Raw genomic sequence first — 18,258 nt, 5'->3', positions numbered from 1 at the left:
TATGTTGTGGTATGAATCCTACGGCAGCGCGCAGTACAATGACTACGTCTTGACTGTTGACCTTGCGCCGAACTCAGGGTACTACCTCGGTGGGCAGCAGGTGATTAGCTCGCTGAATTATACCCCGTGGCTCGCGCGTTGTGATAGCATGGGCAGCATTCTTTGGGAGGCACAGGTTGGAGGACCGCATGCGGATTTATTTGATGCCGCCTTTCTTACGACAAGCGACGGAAACGTTGTGTATGGAACCGGCCTTGCCACGGGCACTTTCCAGAACCATAGGGCACATTTGGCGAAATTGGATAGTGCTGGCAACGTGCTCTGGAGCAGGTCATACGATCAAGAGTCTTACGGAGCGCACTTCAGCATGGTCAAGGAGGTTGCGCCATATGGGGACCTCGTTGCTTGCGGATATAGCTATCTGACGAATACTATGGATGCCATTCTGTGTCGGACGAACAGTTCGGGGGACAGTTTGTGGATGAGGCATTATGTGTACTATGATAGTTTGTTGTCGGACGGCACTGGTGCCTTCAATGATGTTATTCCGACCCTTGACAATGGCTTTGTTGCAGTCGGGTCCGTCTTCGGCAGCGCGAGTGGCAATAACCCGCCTGGTTACACCCAGGACATCTGGGTAGTGAAAGTGGACAGCATGGGCTGCATAGAACCTGGGTGCCATCTCATTACCGGTGTGCAAAGTCATGTGACCAACTTGCAGGGCGCATTGGTGGCCTGGCCCAACCCCGTTGCGCACGGCACAACCGCTACAGTGCACGTGGCGCTACCGGAGGCACTTGCCACCAGCACGTTGCGTTTGGCAGTGTCCAATGCCCAAGGGCAGTTGGTGTTGGAGCAGGGCGCCGTGCAAGGCAACAATGTGCTGGACACGTCGCGGCTCAATGCCGGGCTCTACCATGTGCACTTGGCCAATGCTACCGCGTGGTTGGCGGGGTGCAAGGTGGTGGTGGAGTGAGCGGGCACGGGAGGTGCTACCGCTACCTTCACTGCCGTTGAGTGATCGCCGATGCGCACTGTTTTTCTGCTGAGCCTTGTATGCGTGTTGCACGGGAGCCTTTGCTCCCGTGCAACCGCGCAGGGATTCAATTCCCGCTATGACACCCTCAGCAGTGGTTGGGAGCAAACGGGTTTTGCTATTGAAGAGAATTCTAATGGGGAGCTGTTGGTAGTTAGCGCGGGGGCCTTCGTTGATTCCTTGTACTATAGTTCCTCAGCCAAGTTGTTTCGCCTAGCCCAAGATGGTGCGTTATTGAGTGTTGACCACCATCATGCTGTGTATCGTGCCACTTATCCAGGCTCTGGAAACACCTCCGATGTCCTACCGGACGGCCGAATAGTGATAGGGGGGAGCACGTACAGTGTGGACAGTGTTAGTAGGGTCGCACTCTATTGGTTCAATGATGTCGGCGAACCTTTGAATTTCTTGGAGTACAACTTCCCAGGCAACTGGATCGGCAATGAACTGAAGTGCACCCTGGACGGCGGCTACATCGTTGTCGGCGGCACCTACACCGGCAACGGCACCCTTGATGTCTTTCTGTTGAAGCTGGACAGCTTGGCCAACGTGCAATGGGTGCAGACCTACGGTGGTCCGCAATGGACCGACTTCGTTACCACGGTGGACCTAGCGCCGGGTGGTGGATACTACATGGGCGGAGTGATCGGCTTGGGCAGCAATTCTTACGAGCCGTGGGTAGTGCGTGTGGATAGCGTGGGCGACATTGTATGGGCCAATACCTATGGCACGCCGCTCAACGATCGCGCGCGTGCGGAGTTGACCACCATGGCCGATGGTTGTATCGTGTATGGGAGCGGTAGGCCCAATGGGGTGTTCTCGAACCATTGGCCGCAACTGGTTAAAGTCGATAGCAGTGGAGCAGTCCTATGGGACAAGATCTACGACGAGCCGTCCTACTTGGCTCGCTTCGTTAGCGTGAAGGAGATCACTCCGGGCGGGGATTTGATCGCAGCGGGGGTGAGCTACCCGAACAATTTCGCTGATGGCACCTTGCTACGCACTACCAGCCAAGGCGATAGCATCTGGATGCGACACTATGTGTACTACGACAGTTTGATGACCGATGGCACTGGTCTGTTCTACGATGTGATACCAACGAGCGATGGTGGGTTCGCTGCATGCGGCACGGCGCTCGGTAGCGCCAGCGGCAACAACCCACCGGGCCTTACCCAAGACGTTTGGGTAGTGAAGGTGGACAGCATGGGCTGCATAGAACCTGGGTGCCATCTCATTACCGGTGTGCAAAGTCATGCGACCAATTTGCAAGGGGCACTCGTGGCATGGCCCAACCCCGTTGCGCACGGCACAACCGCTACAGTGCACGTGGCGCTACCTGAGGCACTTGCCACCGGCGCCTTGCGCTTGGTGGTGTCCAATGCCCAAGGGCAGTTGGTGTTCGAGCAGAGCGCCGCGCAAGGCAACAATGTGCTGGACACGTCGCGGCTCAATGCCGGGCTCTACCATGTGCACTTGGCCAATGCAACTGTAAGCACCCCCTGAAACAGGTGCAGGTGGAAGTAGAACCACCTAAACTTGATCAGGATGAGAAAGAGCAGATTCACCGAGACGCAGATCATTGCGATGCTGCGCGAGCATGAGGCAGGCAAGAAGGTCTCGGACGTGTGCCGGGAACATGGCGTGAGCCAGCCGACGTTCTACCAGTGGAAGGCCAAGTACAGCGGCCTGGACGCCAACCAGCTCAAGGAGTTCAAGGAGCTGAAGGCCAAGTATGCGCGCCTTGAGAAGATGTACACCGAGGCCCAGATGGACCGCCAGGTGCTCAAGGAGATCATCGAGGGAAAGTTGTAGGCCCGGACGACAAACGAGAGGTCGTGCGCCGACTGGTCGAACAGCGCCAGTACAGCGAACGCCGGGCCTGCAAGCTGTTGAACTTGAGTGCGAGCGTGTATCGCTATGCGCCCAAGGAGAAGAACGATGCGGAAGTGATCGAGCACATGATGCGAGTGGTGGATCAGAACCCCACATGGGGGTTCGGTCTGACCTTCGACCAGATGGTCACTGAGGGGACCGGGGCCAACCACAAGCGGGTGCACAGGCTCTACAAGGAGGCGGACCTGCACTTGCGCAGGCGTACGAAGCGCCGGGTGCCCGAGCGGGTGAAGGACCCGATCGTGCTGCCCATCGGCCCGAACATCACTTGGAGCATGGACTTCATGAGCGATGCGCTGGTGACCGGTCGCAAGTACCGCACTTTCAACGTGATCGATGACTTCAACCGGGAAGCCTTGTGCATAGCGGTCGACACCTCTCTGCCTGCTGCACGCGTGATCCGTGAGCTGGACCAGCTGATCGCCTGGCGTGGTAAGCCCGAACGCCTTCGCATGGACAATGGCCCGGAGTTCATCGCACACGCCATGCAGGAATGGGCCACATCCAACGGGATCGCCTTCACCTACATCCAGCCGGGCATGCCCATGCAGAACGGCTTGGTCGAGCGCTTCAACAAAACGTACCGGACCGAAGTGCTCAATGCGTGGATCTTCGAACGCCTGGACCAAGTACGCACCATCACGCAAGAGTGGATGTGGCGCTATAACAACCAGCGCCCGCACAGGTCGTTGCTGCGCTTATCGCCCCGTGCGTTCCTGTTGAAATGTGGACAACTCCCTGCCCACTACACAGGCTCACGCGCGGACTTCCCCACAGTTCAACAGGACATCCACAACACCACCACACTCAAAAGTACCTTTACAAACCGCTGCGCCTAAAATGGGGGTGCTTACACTATGTGGTGTACGTACAACAGCGCACCATCAACAACTCGCTGCGGTGCTTCAACTGGTTCCGCGAGCAGGACATCAAACCCGGCGAGGGCGAGGTGGGTTCCGTGGCCAGCATGGTGCGCCATGCGCTCGCTCACTATCCCATCGATCCTGCGCGCGTGTTCCTCTATGGCGTTAGCAGCGGTGGCGCGTTGGCCGCTGCGCTCACAGCGTGCGAGCCCGATCTCTTCGCGGGCGTGGGCATCTTCGCTGGAGCACCTTACCGCGCCGCGAACAACACGTTGCACGCGCGCCGGGTCATCCGCAACCCGCAGATCCTTGAGCCCGCGCAGTGGGGCCGGTTGGTCACCGCTCTGCACCCGCAACGCACCAAGCCCTACCCGCCGGTGATCGTGGTGCACGGCACCAACGATGGCGTTGTGGACATGGGCCACGGCCAAGCGCTGGTGGCACAATGGACCGCCGTCGCCAACACCGACAGCGTCCCGGATCGTGTTGAAGAACCGTACCAAGGAAACACGGCCGTTCGACGGAGTGAGTACCACGCATCGGACGGTGGTGTGGTGGTGGTGTTCTATAAGGTGCAGGGCCTTGGCCATCAACTGCCCATCGACCCCGGCAAGGGCACACGCCACGGCGGCAAACGTTCGTGGGTAAGCCGCGATCTCGACTTCCACAGCACCTACGTGCTGGCCAAGGAGTGGGGTTTGGTCGAATGAGGCACGGTGCCAATGGCCCGCCGTTGATCAACCCTCTATTTTCCGTCGCCGTTCTCGACTGCGCTCGAACTGACACTGTATCCATATCCGCCTCCTTTCCCCATGAGAACACTACTGCTCTTCCTCGCTGCACTTCTCGGTCTCCAACTTGCTGCCCAGCACGGTCGCGTTGGCGCGCGCATCGATGACCTGCGTGCCTCGGGCACCCGCTTCACCCCGGTGCAGCTCTTTGCATTGGAAGCCGCAACACGCGAGAACAGTGCACTGTGGAACAAGGCGTGCAGCCGTGCAGATGTGTTGCGCTTGGATGCTGCGGCAACTTCCTCGTTGCTCGCATTACGCCCGGAGCACATCTCGTTCACGCTTCCCACTTCGCAAGGCACGATCGTCATCGACCTTCAACAAGCAGATGCCGTCACGGACGATTTCACGGTGCGGGTAGCGAGCACCGGCAGTGCTGTGGAACTGCAGCGCGGCCTGCACTACCGCGGGGTTGTCCGCGGCGCGCAGGGCAGCATCGCCGCCATCAGCGTGTTCGAGGGTGAAGTGATGGGCCTGTTGATGGATGCCGACGGCGAGCGGGTGATCGGGAAGTTCGACGATGCACCGCAAGGTTTTCACGTGTTCTACAACGCGAAGGACCTGTTCGGCACGCCCAACACAGGATGCACCGTTCTGGAGCCCCCCGGCCACCAGGAGCATCGGCCGTTGCCCGGTGCCGGCGCTGCCAAGACCATCCGCTGCGTGAAGTGGTACTGGGAAGCGGCACACGACATCTTCCTGGACAAGGGGAGTGTGATCAACGCCACGAACTACGTGACCGGCCTGTTCAACCAGAGCGCCATCCTCTACGACAACGACGGCATGGACGTTCAGCTGCAGGAGGTGTTCGTGTGGGACGTGCCGAGCCCGTACAACGGCACCAGCAGCGGAGCGCGCCTCAGCCAGTTCGGCACCACGCGCACCAGCTTCAATGGCGACATGGCGCACCTGCTCGACTACGCCAACTACGGCGGTGTGGCGTGGCTCACCACGTTGTGCAGCAGCACCAGCTTGCGCATGGCGTACAGCGGTATCGACGCCAGCTTCAACAACGTGCCCACCTACAGTTGGAGCGTGATGGTGGTGAGCCACGAGCAGGGCCACAACCTGGGCAGCAACCACACCCACGACTGCGTGTGGAACGGCGACAACACCCGCATCGACGGTTGCGGTCCGGCGGCGGGGTACAACAGCGGCAGTTGCGCGGCGGCGGCTGTTCCTCCTGTGGGCACCGGCGGCACCATCATGAGCTATTGCCACTTGCTCGCCACCGGCATCAACCTCAACCTGGGTTTCGGTCCGCAGCCCGCACAGCGCATGCGCGACAACATCAATGCCGCGGCCTGCCTGGCGGCGTGCGGCACCACGTGCGACTCGCCGGGCAACCGCTTTGCCAGCAACCTCACGTTGACCACGGGCACCTTGAACTGGGCCAGCCTCGGCGTGGCCAGCTACGATGTGCGTTGGCGCCAGGTAGGTGCACCCGTGTGGAACACCGTCACGGGAGTAGCCACCAACAGCTACGCGATCAGTGGATTGACACAAGGCACCAACTACGAGTTCCAGGTCCTGAGCAACTGCGGCGGTCCCTCGTCGGCGTTCTCGGCCAGCACCAACTTCACCACGCCGGTGCCCTGCCCCGATGCGTTGGAGCCGAACAACACCATCGGCACGGCTGCGGCCATCACCCTGCCGGCCAACATCAGCGCGCTCATTGCCAACAGCACGGATCAGGACCATTACTCCTTCAGCATCGCTTCGCCCGGCACCATCAACCTTTTCCTTAGCAATCTGGCGGGTGACTATGACCTCTATCTGCTGAACAGCGGCGGCACGGTGCTAGCGTCGGGTACCAACGGAGGCACCAGCAGTGAGTTCGTGAGCTACAGCGCGACGGCTGGCAGTTACGTGGTGCGCGTGGTGGGCTGGAACGGAGCCTTCAGTTCCTTCCAGTGCTACAACCTTTCGGCAAGCGTGAGCGCTCCGGCATGCGGCACCGTGACGGGTCTCAACGCAACGTCCGTCACCTCTTGGAGCGCCATGCTCGGTTGGGACGCACAGATCGCGGCTGCATCCTTCGACCTGGATTGGAAGCTGGTTTCGGGCAGCACATGGACCACCATCGCCGGGGTCACCGGCAACAGCTATGCGCTAAGTGGGCTCACCGCCAACACGCAGTACCATTTCCGCATGAAGGCCAATTGCACGCAGCCCGGCGGACAAACCCAGTACGGCCAGCCGTTCGAGTTCACCACGACGGCATCCCCGTGCGTGGATCCTTCGAATGCAGTGGTCGCGTTGAAGGTGTACCTCGAAGGGCCTTACAAAACCGGGAACGGTTTGATGACCGATTCGCTGCGCACGCGCGGCTTCCTCCCGCTCACGGAGCCGTACACCGCGATGGGGTTGGCCGTGACCGGTCCGAATGCCATCGCCGCCGGTGTGCTCGACATCACCGGCAACAACGCCATTGTCGATTGGGTGGCGATCGAACTGCGCAGCTCGGGCAACAATGCAACGGTGGTGAGCCGCCGCGCGGCCCTGGTGCAGCGCGACGGCGATGTGGTGGACCTTGACGGCACTTCGGCGTTGGGTTTCTGCGTGCCGGGCGGCAACTACTTCGTGGCCGTGCGCCACCGCAACCACTTGGGCGTGATGACATCCACTGCGCCACTGCTGAGCGCATCCGCCACCTCCATCAACTTCACCCTGAGCGGCACCGCCACCTATGGCACCGATGCGCGCAAAACCGTCGGAGCGGTGATGGCACTTTGGATGGGTAACGGTACGGCCAACAACGACATCAAGTACACCGGCACTGCCAACGACCGCGATCCCGTGCTCACCACCGTGGGCGGAACGCTGCCCACCAATACGGTGAGCGGTTACTACGCCTTCGACCACAGCATGGACGGCACCGTGAAGTACACCGGCACAGAGAACGATCGCGATCCGATCCTGGTGAACATCGGTGGGACAGTACCCACGAACGTGCGGGTGGAGCAGTTGCCGTAGCGGCGGAAGTCGAGTTGGGTGGAACGGTGTGGGCAGCCTTTGTGCCCGATACTTGGTCTCAGTGATGAGTTGAGAACCATGAAAGCGACAAAGACCAGTTCGCTCGGTTTCGTTAGCACATTGTTGTGTTCGGTTCTGGCGATGCGCACCGACGCACAGATCAACATCCCGTTCCCCGATAGTGGAGCCATGTGGGTGCAGGCATACGAGTACATGATACTTCCGCCGCCATGGCCTGTGTTCGAGGTGCAGAGCACCTCGAACTTTTGCATGGATGGAAGTGATACGCTGCACAATGGGGAGAGCTACTCGGTTATTGAGCATTGTTCCGGGGGATACATCGGGGGCATACGGCAGGACTCGGGAGCCGTGTTCTTTCTGCCCGCTGACTCGACCCAGGAGTTCCTGCTGTACGACTTCGGTGTTGCCGTAGGGGATACGATCACGGACATTTACGTTGATCAGGGATTATGCACGGGGGACCCTGGTTTCGGACCACCACACCTAAAAACGGCCGTGGTCAACCAGATGGACACCGAGCCCGACTATCCTTACAGACGGCGGATCTATCTAGATGCGATCGGGTTTGGTGACGTTTCAGTTTGGCTGGAGGGTGTCGGAAGTGGGTCCGGTTTGTTCTCGTACTCTGCCTCCAACGTTTCGAACTTCAACCACTACCTCTACTGCATGAGCCACATGGATACTACTTGGGTTCACTATGCATGGCCGGGTGTTACAGCTGGAACTTGTACGCCGTGGTACATGGGCCTAGAGAATGCATCCACGGCAAAACCTCGCCTTGCTTGGCCGAACCCAACGGATGGCATTGTCAGTATTGTGCTCTCATCGCCAAGGACTGAAAGTGTGCGCGTTGTTGATGCGATCGGGGGCGTTGTGCCCGTGCCTATTTCTCAAGCCCATCGCAATTTGGTCGTTGATCTTTCGGATCTGCCAAGTGGTCCTTATGTGGTTCAGTGCGGCACTACAGCACACCGCATCATCAAGCAGTAGCCCCTTCCGGCACTGGGCACACGTTCCGGCATGTCATGCCGAAGCCTGATGCTTTGGGCGCCTACTTTTCCCGCCCCTTGTTCATCATCATGCGAACCACACCTGCCATCCTGGCCCTGGCCGTTGTTACCCTTGCCGCGTGCGGCACCAGCGAACAACCAGCCACCACAACTGACGTGACCACCACCGCCAACCCGCTCGCGCAGAAGAGCACGCTTGTTTTCCAAGCGCCCGTGTTCGACAAATTGAAGGACAGCGACTACCGCCCTGCCATCGAAGCGGGCATGAAGAAGCAACTGGAGGAAGTGGACGCCATCGTGAAGAACGCGGAGGCACCCACCTTCGAGAACACCATCGTGGCCTTGGAGAAGACCGGCGTGGACCTTACCCGCGCAACAAAGATCTTCTTCGGCTTGACGGGCAGTGCTACCAACGATAGTCTGCAGGCCGCCAAGGCCGTGCTTGCTCCGGCGCTCACCGCGCACAGCGATGCCATCACGCTCAACGGTGCGCTCTTCGATCGCGTGAAAACCGTGTACGATGGTCGCGCCAATGCCGGGTTGGATCCAGAGCAAACCCGACTGGTCGAGCGCTATTACGCCCGTTTCGTGCGCGCCGGTGCGTTGCTCGATGCGAAAGGCAAAGAAGAGCTCATGAAGCTCAACGAAGAGGAGTCGAACCTCAACACCAAGTTCCAGGACAACATCCTGAAGGCGCGCTCCGCTTCTGCTATCGTGGTGGACAAGAAGGAGCAGCTCGATGGCATGGACGAAGAGGCCATTGCCGCCGCCGCTGAAGCCGCCAAGGCCAAGGGGCACGAGGGCAAATGGCTCATCGAGCTCATCAACACCACCACGCAGCCGGTGCTTGCCTCTTTGAAGGACCGCGAACTGCGCCAGCGCATCTTCGAAGCGAGCGTGGCCCGCAACGGCAGCGGCGAGGCCGACAACCGGCCCATTGCGGCGCGACTTGCACAGCTGCGCGCGCAGAAGGCGAAGCTGCTCGGCTTCCCCAACTGGGCCAGCTACGTGATGGACGACCAGATGGCGAAGTCGCCCACTGAAGCACTGAAGTTGCTCGCGCGACTTGCCCCTGCCGCCGCGCGCAACGCCAAGGACGAAGCGGCCAAGCTGCAGGCGCTTATCGACAAACAGAAGGGTGGTTTCAAACTGGAGCCTTGGGACTGGGACTACTATAGCGAGCAAGTGCGCAAGGCGGAGTTCGACCTGGACGAAGCAGCGCTGAAGCCCTACCTCAACTTCGAGACGGTGCTGAAGGACGGCGTGTTCTACGCGGCCGAGCAGATGTACGGCCTCACCTTCAAGGAGCGCAACGACCTGCCGGTTTACCACCCCGATGTGCGCGTGTTCGACGTCATCGACACCGGCGGCACGGTGATCGGCCTCTTCTACGGCGACTACTACGCGCGCGACAACAAGCAGGGCGGCGCGTGGATGGACAGCTTCCTGGACCAGTGCGGACTGCTCGGCCAGCAACCCGTCATCACCCAGAACTGCAACTACGTGAAGCCCGCCGCCGGGCAACCTTGCTTGCTGAGCTTCGACGATGTGACCACGCTCTTCCACGAGTTCGGCCACGCGCTGCACGGGTTGCTCAGCCGCCAGGAATACCCGCTCTTCGCGGGCACTGCCACCAGCACCGACTTCGTGGAGTTCCCGAGCCAGATCAACGAGGCCCCGGCCACCGACCCGAAGATCCTGGCCAACTACGCGAAGCACTACAAGACCGGCGAACCCATGCCCGCAGAACTGATCGAGCGCATGCAGAAGGCCAAGACCTTCAACCAAGGCTACATGACCAGCGAGTACCTGGCCGCCGCACTGCTCGATATCGAGTGGCACATGCTCGGCGCCGATGCTCCATTGGTGACCGATGTGGATGCCTTCGAGCGCAAAGCCCTGGAGAAGTACGGCCTGCTGAACGCGCACGTGCCGCCGCGCTACAAGACGAACTACTTCAGCCACATCTGGGGCGGTGGCTACAGCGCCAACTACTACGCCTACATGTGGAGCGAAGTGCTCGATGCCGATGGATGCACCTGGTTCGCAGAGAACGGTGGCTTCACGCGCGCCAACGGCATGCACTTCCGTAGCACCGTGCTTTCGCAAGGCGGCAGTAAGGACAGCGGCCAGCTCTTCCGTGACTTCCGCGGCCGCGATGCGGTGGTGGAGCCGCTGCTGGAACGGCGGGGTTTGAACTAAGGAGAAGACCTCTTCCTGAAATGACCTCACGCGGAGACGCGGAGGTCGCGGTGGATTTCCCCGCGTTGCCCCGCGTCTCCGCGTGAGGTCAACACGACCATCTCTTCTTGCATCTTCACGGCGCCATGTCCGCGTCCTTCGGAAGTCGAGCAACCGCCGTGCTGGCAAGCCCGTGGGTGTTCCGTGCCTTCCTGCTGGTGAACATGGTGCTGCCGTTCTGCACGCACTTCTACCCGACGCTGGATGGACCCGCGCATTTGTACAACGCGCAGCTCCTCAAGTGCTATTTGCTCGGTGATGAAGCGGTGCGCGCTTGGTTCGCGCTGCATCCATTGCCTGTGCCGAACTGGCTGGACCATGCGCTGCTCGCCGGGCTGCTGACCGTATTGCCGGGTTGGCTCGCGGAAAAGACGCTGGTGCTCATCTACATCGCCGGTATGGCCATCGGCTTCAGGAGGCTCATGCGCACGGTGGCTCCCGGCAATGAACCACTGTCGCTGCTGGTCTTCCCGCTCATCCATGGCTGCTTGTTCAACATGGGCTTTTTCAACTTCTCGACGGGCGTGGCCTTGTGGTTCTTCGCGGTGGCGGAAGGACTGAAGTGGTTGGAGGACCAGCGCACACAACGGCTCTTTGTCCTCGCTGCATTGGGCACCTTGCTCTACTTCAGCAACGTGCTGGCTTTTGGGCTGGCGGGGTTCACGCTTGGTTGCGCGCTGTTTTGGAACATGCGCAATTCCTCGACCGGGCGCTGGTCCATGCTATTGAAGCAGGTGTCCGCTCTGCTGCTCGTCTTCCTGCCGGGACTTGTGTGCTTCGCCTGGTTCAGCTCGGGCACGGACCTCCCCGCAGCCGATGGTACCAGACCGCTCACTGAACTGATCGAGTGGCTCTGGACAGCGCGCCCACTGCAATGGACACGCTATGAAGAAGAGGGACAAATTGCGTTGCTCTTCGTCGCCGTGCTGGCAGCCCTGCTTGTTTCACTTGCTTTCACCCGGCGCGAACGCACGCAATGGTCGCACGTGCTGTTGCCGCCCTTGCTACTGTTGCTCACGCTCTATCTCTTAACCCCGGACACGGCGCACGCTGGCATGATGAGCGATCGGTATTGTTACCTGTTCTTCATCGTGTTCAGTGCATGGTTGACGACAGCAGTGCCGGTGCGGAGGTACAGTGTGTTGCTTGCGTGCGGTGCCGGGCTGGTTCAACTGGCGCTAACGACCGAGCAGCTTCTGCACACCCGCATGCGTCTCGATGTGCAGGCCACGGCCATGCACAACGCTCCGCACTTCCTCGACGATCATGCCACCGTGCAGCCGGTGAACCTCTCCTCGGACTGGAACGAAGGGCACCTGAGCAACTACCTCGGCACCGAGCGCCCCTTGTTCATCATGGAGAACTACGAGGCACGACTGGGCTGGTTCCCGCTGCGCTGGAAGGATGAGGAGCGATGGACGCGCTGTGTTGGTGAGCGGCCATCCTATGGCGTGCAGTGCCGCACCGATGGTGGTTCTTTGCCTGATCATGTGGTCGTGCATGGCGACTTGTCGCGAGCGCAGGAAGACCAACAACTGCTTTCGGAGCTGTCCCGTCACTACAGGCTTGTACACGTTGATGCCATCGGTTCCTTGGCGGTGTTCACCTTGCGCGAGCAATGAACGGACAGTGGCACTGGTTCAAAGCGGCTCCGCTGAGCCTGATCGTCTGCCTGCTGTTCGGTTGGGAGGCCTGGCACGAGGCTGACTACTACGGCCGCTGGCGTGATGGCCGCATGTGGGCTTGGGACATTGAAGCGTACCATCACTACCTGCCAGCAGCCATCATCCACGGCGATGTCGGCGACCTGTCCTACGTGGCCCGGTTGGACTCCTCGCTTGGGCATTCTGGCGCCATGATGAACTACTCCATCGGCTTCGAGGAGGAGACGGGAAAATGGTCGAGCAAGTACACTGGCGGCACGGCGCTCTTCGAGCTGCCGGGTTTCCTGATCGCGCATGCAGTTCTGTTGCTGTCAGACACTTCAATTCCCGCGGACGGCTATTCCTGGCCGTACGCCTTGGCATGGTGCCTCACCACCATTGCATGGGTCGTTGCAGGGATGCTCGTGCTGCGGCGCTTCCTGTTGCGGTCCTGCAGCGACATCGCGACCGCTGCCGCATTGGTGGTGGTCGCCTTCGGCACCAATCTATGGTGTTACACCACCTTGGATGCGGGTATGAGCCATCCGCCCTTGTTCGCGCTGTTCTGCATCATCCTCTACGCAACCGATAGCTGGCACCGGTCCGCTCGTATGGGTACGGCGATCGTACTGGGCGCGGCGCTCGGCTGGGTGGTGCTGGCGCGCCCGATCGATGGTATGGTCATCCTCGTCCCGATCCTATGGAACTGTTTTCCGCACGGTGCGTGGCGCGCAAAATGGTCGCAGGTCGGCGCGCATCCTAGGCACTTGGTTGTCGCAGCATTGTCCGCTTTTCTCTTCGTGCTCCCACAGTTGCTCTATTGGAAGTACACCACTGGACAGTTCTTCTACAACTCTTACGGTGGTGAACAGATCCATCTCACCGAACCGCACTTGTGGGAAGGCTGGTTCAGCATCCGCAAAGGCTGGTTCGTGTATTCGCCCTTGATCATGCTCGGGTTCGTTGGCCTCTTCGCAATGCTGTCCAAGTCGGCCCATCGGGCCTATGCCATTGCGGCATTGGTGACCATCGTTCTGATGAGCTACGTGATCTTCTGTTGGTGGATGTGGTTCTATGGCGGTGGCTTTGGCAGCCGGGCCACCATACCGCTTCTGGCCTTGTTGGCGCTCCCGACGGCCCTGCTTGCCGACTTGTCGCGGAAGTACAAATGGTCGAGCATCCTCATGGTGCTCATCATCTATTCAGGCGTAACGCTCAACCAGTTCCAGACGCGGCAGTATTACCGCATGCTCATCCACTACAGCGACATGACATGGGACCGGTACCGCATCGTATGGGGCGTGCACTTCTGGCACGACCTCACCGAAGAGGAGAAGCGCCGCTATGAGGAAGCGGGCCTATAGCGGGATGTTCCCGTGCTTCTTCCGTGGCAGCTTGTCCACTTTGTTGCGCAGCATGCGCAGGGCGTTGATCACCTTGATGCGCGTCTCGCTGGGGCGGATCACCTCATCGACGTATCCGCGTGCGGCGGCCTCGTAAGGGTTCGCGAACTGCTCCTTGTACTCGGCTTCCTTCTCCTTCCATTTGGCCTCTTTGTCGGCCGCCTTGCTGATCTCGTTCTTGAAGATGATCTCGGCGGCACCCTTCGCGCCCATCACGGCGATCTCTGCACTGGGCCATGCATAGTTCATGTCGCAACCGATGTGCTTGCTGTTCATCACGTCGTACGCACCGCCGTAAGCCTTGCGCGTGATGATGGTGATGCGCGGTACCGTGGCTTCGCTGAACGCGTAGAGCAATTTGGCGCCGTGGTCGATGATGCCGCGCCACTCCTGGTCGGTGCCGGGCAGGAAGCCGGGCACGTCAACGAACACGATGAGCGGGATGTTGAAGGCATCGCAGAAGCGCACGAAGCGTGCGGCTTTGATGCTCGCATCGATGTCGAGCACACCGGCGAGCACGGCCGGCTGGTTGGCCACGCAACCTACGGTGCGGCCTTCCACCCGCGCGAAACCGATCACCATGTTGCGCGCATACTCCGAATGCACCTCCATGCTGCTGTCCGGGTCGATGACGGCGTTCATCACCTGCCGGATGTCGTAGGGCTGGTTGGGGTTGTCGGGGATGATGGTGTCGAGCTCCGGCCGCGACTCGTCGCCAACGGTGTAAGGCAGCACGGGCGGTTCTTCCTCGCAGTTGCTGGGCACGTAGCCGATCAACTGGCGCAGCTGCCGTATCGCATCGAGCTCGTTGCTGGCGGTGAAGTGAGCCACGCCGCTCTTGCTGGCGTGCGTGGAGGCACCACCGAGTTCTTCGGCCGTCACCTCCTCATGGGTCACGGTCTTCACCACGTTCGGACCGGTGACGAACATGTAGCTCGTGCCTTCCACCATCATCACGAAATCGGTGAGGGCGGGGGAGTAGACCGCACCGCCGGCGCACGGGCCCATGATGGCGCTGATCTGCGGGATCACCCCGCTGCTGCGCACGTTCCGATAAAAGATGTCCGCGTAGCCACCGAGGCTCACCACGCCTTCCTGGATGCGCGCGCCGCCGCTGTCGTTCATGCCGATGACAGGCGCGCCGTTCTGCATGGCCAGGTCCATGATGCGGCCGATCTTCTGCGCATGCGCTTCGGCCAATGAGCCCCCGAGCACTGTGAAGTCCTGGCTGAAGACATAGACCAGTCGCCCTTCCACGGTGCCGAAACCGGTCACCACACCATCGCCGAGGAACACCTGCTCATCCAGGCCGAAGTTGGTACTGCGGTGCGTGACCAGTTGGCCGATCTCCTGGAAGCTGCCTTCATCCAACAGCAAGTTGACGCGCTCGCGCGCGGTGAGCTTGCCCTTCTTGTGCTGCGCGGCAATGCGGTCCGGCCCGCCGCCTTCCAGCGCTTTTTGCTGCTTTTTCTCCAAGGCGTCGAACCACTCCTTCATGGACCAGTGTTGTTGGTCGGCGAATGTACCCGGCCCCGGCCACCGTGGAAGCGCCCGGGACGTTGCCCTACATTCACGCGCCCTGCTCCGGTAGTACCATGAAGTGGCGTTTCGCCGACCTGCCCGTCCGCACCAAATTCCTGGTAACGCTGGCCATTCCCGTGGTCGGCATGGTGCTGCTCATCGGCAAGCAGATGAACAGCAGCCTGGACCGCCGCGATGTTTACCAGTACATCAGTGGCCAGGCACGGACCATCGAACTGCTCAGCAACGTCATCCACGAACTGCAGAAGGAATACGCCCTGTGCACGGGTTTCCTGGCAGGTCGCCCCGTGAACGAGCCGCGCCTCGGGCTCCAGTTCGTGAAGACCGACGAGGCCATCAATGCTTTGCAGGCGGCGGATGAGAGCGGGAAGAGCAAGACGGCCTTCGACGGGTTGGCCGTGTTGCGCCAGCGCGTGGTCGACCGTCGTACCACCTCACCCCAAGTGGGCCAGAGCTACCGGAGGATCAACAACAACCTGCTGAACGAATTGACGGCCACCGCCAAGCTGGCGCTGGACCCCGTGACGAAGGATCGATTGTACGCGCACATGAACCTTCTGCACGCCAAGGAGGCCATGAGCGTGGTGCGCAGCAAGGTGGGCCGTGGCCTTGTGGGCGAACCTTTGCTGGCGGCTGATATGAGCACCATCAGCCTGCAGCTGGCCAATTTCAGAAGCAACCTGCAGCTCTTCGAGCGCGATGCACCGGCGGAAGTCCTGGCGACTTACCGTAGCACCTACAGCGGTGATACCATCGCCTTCCTGAACACGGTGACCGGCCTGCTGATGGAGCGCCGCAGCGTGGACCAGCTGCCCGTGGACAATGAGCGTTGGTGGCTGATCAGCAGTGCGGCCATGGACAAGCTGAAGAAGGTGGAGGACCGCTCCATCCAGGGCATCATCACGGCCAGCGAGGAGAACCTCTCGGACGCGGAGGTGCGGCTATCGCTGGTGTTCTTTGCCCTCATCGGCACCGTAGCGGCGGTGCTGGTGATGGCGTTGGTGATCATGCGCGGCATACGGCGTACGGTGACCGAGGTTAGCAATGCGGCCCATGCGCTTGCCGAAGGCGATGTGAGCGGCAAGGTGGTTGTGCGCACTAATGATGAGATCGGTGAGATGGCCGATTCCTTCAATGGCATGATCGACAACGTGCGCTCGCTGGCCAGCAGCGCTGAAGCGATCGGGCGGGGCAACTACGACACCACCGTGCCCATCCGCGGCGAGAAGGACGTGCTCGGCCTTTCGCTCGCGCGCATGAAGGAGAACCTGAAGGCCGCGCGCATCCGCGACATGGAACAGACCCGCGCGCTCCAGAGCGAAAAGGAAAAACTGGAGCAGGCGAACGAGCGCATCAACACGCTCATCAAGGAGATCCACCACCGCGTGAAGAATAACCTGCAAGTGGTGGCCAGCTTGCTGCGGCTGCAAAGTGCGGGCATGGACGATGAGCGCTTGCAGCACGCCTTCGAGCTGAGCCAAAGCCGCGTGAGCAGCATGGCGCTCATCCACGAGAAGCTCTACAAAGGCGATGACCTCGCCCGCCTCGACGTGGCGCGCTACCTCGATGAACTGTTCGCCGAGCTGGTGCGCGTGAACGATGTGCGTGAGAGCATCACGTACGGCGCCATCATCGAACCCGGCCTGGAACTGGACCTGAACACGATGGTGCCCCTCGGCCTGATCGTCAACGAGCTCATCACCAACAGCTTCAAACACGCTTTCAAAGGCCGCCAGCAGGGCCGCGTCGATCTGGTGCTTTCCTCGGTCGGTCCCAACACCTACGACCTGCGTTACTCGGACGACGGAGTGGGCATGGAAAACCAGCAGCAGCCCAACGAGGACAGTTCACTGGGCATGGGCCTGGTGGAAAGCCTTACGGAGCAACTGAACGGGTTCGTTACGGTGGACAGTGGTACACGCGGCACCAACTACCACATCCGCTTCACGGCTGTGGGGTGAAGAACCATGTGGCCATTTGTCCATGAACTGCTCGAACCGCACTGCCACCATCGAGACACGTTGCCCATGCGCACGGCCGCATGAGCACATGGGCACATGAACCCATGGCCACATGGTTCACCCCTTCGCCAGTTCCGCCTCCACCTCCTCGCTCAGTTCCATGTTGTGGTACACGGCGTTCACGTCGTCGTCCTCTTCCAGCATGTCCACCAGCTTCATCACGTTGCGGGCCGTGGTCAGGTCGACGGGGATCATTGACAACGGGAAGCGCTTCAGCTCGGCGCTCTTGCTGTCGATGCCCAACTCCTCGAGTTTCTGCTGCATGGCACCGAAGCCTTGGAACGGGGTGAGGATGATGAACCCCTCTTCATCGCGGTGCACATCATCAGCACCGGCATCGATGCACTCCATTTCGAACTCATCGCCGTCGCGGCCCTTCAACGCGGCGTTCTCCACCACGAATTCGCCTTTGCGATCGAACACGTGCGAGAGCGAACCGTTGGTGCCCAAGGTGCCGTCACACTTGCTGAAGAAGCTTCGCACGTTGGCCACGGTGCGTGTGGTGTTGTTGGTTGCGGCATCCACGAAGATGGCCACCCCCCCGGGCGCGTAGCCCTCGTAGGTGACCTCGGCGAAATCCGCTCCTTCGCCCCCCGCTGCCGCTTTCTTGATGGCGCGGTCCACGTTGTCCTTGGGCATGTTCATGCCGCGGGCGTTCTGGATGGCCATGCGCAACCGCGTGTTGGCGTCCGGGTTCGGCCCACCGGCCTTCACCGCCATGGCTATTTCCTTGCCGATGCGGGTGAAGAGCTTGCTCAGCTTGGCGTTGCGTGCGAAGATCTTGTGCTTGCGTTTCTCGAAGATGCGGCCCATGGGTT

13 protein-coding genes are annotated in these 18,258 nt (G+C 60.6%); 11 read left to right on the top strand and 2 right to left on the bottom strand.

What is annotated here, in order from left to right; translation table 11 throughout:
• The first annotated feature begins 511 nt into the window (after positions 1 to 511).
• The 10 genes from IPJ76_06515 to IPJ76_06470 all read left to right on the top strand — a co-directional run bounded on the left by IPJ76_06515 (position 512) and on the right by IPJ76_06470 (position 13,838).
• Positions 512 to 976 carry a T9SS type A sorting domain-containing protein gene (locus IPJ76_06515; GenBank protein ID QQR87873.1) on the top strand — a complete coding sequence of 155 codons (465 nt, stop codon included), beginning with the start codon at positions 512 to 514 and terminating at the stop codon, positions 974 to 976.
• A gap of 468 nt (positions 977 to 1,444) precedes the next feature.
• The gene (locus tag IPJ76_06510) at positions 1,445 to 2,539 is read left to right on the top strand and encodes a T9SS type A sorting domain-containing protein (protein QQR87872.1); all 1,095 of its coding nucleotides are present in this window, start codon (positions 1,445 to 1,447) and stop codon (positions 2,537 to 2,539) included.
• Positions 2,540 to 2,581: 42 nt separating this feature from the next.
• On the top strand, positions 2,582 to 2,848 hold the full coding sequence (locus IPJ76_06505) for a transposase (protein QQR87871.1): 267 nt from the start codon (positions 2,582 to 2,584) through the stop codon (positions 2,846 to 2,848).
• 23 nt (positions 2,849 to 2,871) lie between these two features.
• Entirely contained in the window at positions 2,872 to 3,768 is an 897-nt protein-coding gene (locus tag IPJ76_06500) for an IS3 family transposase (GenBank protein QQR87870.1), read from the top strand.
• A 23-nt stretch (positions 3,769 to 3,791) separates the two neighbouring features.
• Positions 3,792 to 4,502 (top strand): prolyl oligopeptidase family serine peptidase, encoded by a 711-nt coding sequence (locus IPJ76_06495; GenBank protein ID QQR87869.1) that lies wholly within the window; start codon positions 3,792 to 3,794, stop codon positions 4,500 to 4,502.
• Between the two features lie 102 nt (positions 4,503 to 4,604).
• Entirely contained in the window at positions 4,605 to 7,559 is a 2,955-nt protein-coding gene (locus IPJ76_06490; GenBank protein ID QQR87868.1) for a fibronectin type III domain-containing protein, read from the top strand.
• Between the two features lie 78 nt (positions 7,560 to 7,637).
• Positions 7,638 to 8,570, top strand: coding sequence for a T9SS type A sorting domain-containing protein (locus IPJ76_06485; protein QQR87867.1), 933 nt, complete (start codon positions 7,638 to 7,640; stop codon positions 8,568 to 8,570).
• Between the two features lie 89 nt (positions 8,571 to 8,659).
• A complete protein-coding gene (locus tag IPJ76_06480) occupies positions 8,660 to 10,792 on the top strand; it encodes a M3 family metallopeptidase (protein QQR87866.1) in 2,133 nt (710 codons plus the stop codon).
• A gap of 125 nt (positions 10,793 to 10,917) precedes the next feature.
• On the top strand, positions 10,918 to 12,453 hold the full coding sequence (locus IPJ76_06475; protein ID QQR87865.1) for a hypothetical protein: 1,536 nt from the start codon (positions 10,918 to 10,920) through the stop codon (positions 12,451 to 12,453).
• Positions 12,450 to 13,838: a hypothetical protein gene (locus tag IPJ76_06470; GenBank protein ID QQR87864.1), complete on the top strand. Its 1,389-nt coding sequence runs from the start codon at positions 12,450 to 12,452 to the stop codon at positions 13,836 to 13,838. The genes IPJ76_06475 and IPJ76_06470 overlap by 4 nt, the downstream gene beginning before the upstream one ends.
• On the opposite strand, the gene IPJ76_06465 is transcribed toward IPJ76_06470, so the two are convergent.
• Positions 13,833 to 15,374, bottom strand: a complete 1,542-nt coding sequence (locus tag IPJ76_06465; protein QQR87863.1) for an acyl-CoA carboxylase subunit beta — start codon at positions 15,372 to 15,374, stop codon at positions 13,833 to 13,835. The two genes, IPJ76_06470 and IPJ76_06465, sit on opposite strands and share 6 nt — an antisense overlap.
• Positions 15,375 to 15,472: 98 nt before the next feature.
• On the opposite strand from IPJ76_06465, the gene IPJ76_06460 reads away from it, so the two are divergent.
• Positions 15,473 to 17,380 carry a nitrate- and nitrite sensing domain-containing protein gene (locus IPJ76_06460; GenBank protein ID QQR87862.1) on the top strand — a complete coding sequence of 636 codons (1,908 nt, stop codon included), beginning with the start codon at positions 15,473 to 15,475 and terminating at the stop codon, positions 17,378 to 17,380.
• Positions 17,381 to 17,497: 117 nt separating this feature from the next.
• Here IPJ76_06460 and IPJ76_06455 read toward each other — a convergent pair whose 3' ends face one another.
• The gene (locus tag IPJ76_06455) at positions 17,498 to 18,253 is read right to left on the bottom strand and encodes a YebC/PmpR family DNA-binding transcriptional regulator (GenBank protein QQR87861.1); all 756 of its coding nucleotides are present in this window, start codon (positions 18,251 to 18,253) and stop codon (positions 17,498 to 17,500) included.
• Positions 18,254 to 18,258 lie beyond the last annotated feature (5 nt).

The sequence above is a fragment of the Flavobacteriales bacterium genome (assembly GCA_016699575.1).
GTDB lineage: Bacteria > Bacteroidota > Bacteroidia > Flavobacteriales_F > PHOS-HE28 > PHOS-HE28.
This window is presented reverse-complemented; position numbering and strand designations above follow the sequence as displayed.

Excerpts from the sequence above, each read along its gene's own strand:
- IPJ76_06505 (QQR87871.1), top strand. The coding sequence starts at position 2,582 with ATGAGAAAGAGCAGATTCACCGAGACGCAGATCATTGCGATGCTGCGC.
- IPJ76_06490 (QQR87868.1), top strand. The coding sequence starts at position 4,605 with ATGAGAACACTACTGCTCTTCCTCGCTGCACTTCTCGGTCTCCAACTT.
- IPJ76_06485 (QQR87867.1), top strand. The coding sequence starts at position 7,638 with ATGAAAGCGACAAAGACCAGTTCGCTCGGTTTCGTTAGCACATTGTTG.
- IPJ76_06480 (QQR87866.1), top strand. The coding sequence starts at position 8,660 with ATGCGAACCACACCTGCCATCCTGGCCCTGGCCGTTGTTACCCTTGCC.
- IPJ76_06475 (QQR87865.1), top strand. The coding sequence starts at position 10,918 with ATGTCCGCGTCCTTCGGAAGTCGAGCAACCGCCGTGCTGGCAAGCCCG.
- IPJ76_06470 (QQR87864.1), top strand. The coding sequence starts at position 12,450 with ATGAACGGACAGTGGCACTGGTTCAAAGCGGCTCCGCTGAGCCTGATC.
- IPJ76_06465 (QQR87863.1), bottom strand. The coding sequence starts at position 15,374 with ATGAAGGAGTGGTTCGACGCCTTGGAGAAAAAGCAGCAAAAAGCGCTG.
- IPJ76_06460 (QQR87862.1), top strand. The coding sequence starts at position 15,473 with ATGAAGTGGCGTTTCGCCGACCTGCCCGTCCGCACCAAATTCCTGGTA.
- IPJ76_06455 (QQR87861.1), bottom strand. The coding sequence starts at position 18,253 with ATGGGCCGCATCTTCGAGAAACGCAAGCACAAGATCTTCGCACGCAAC.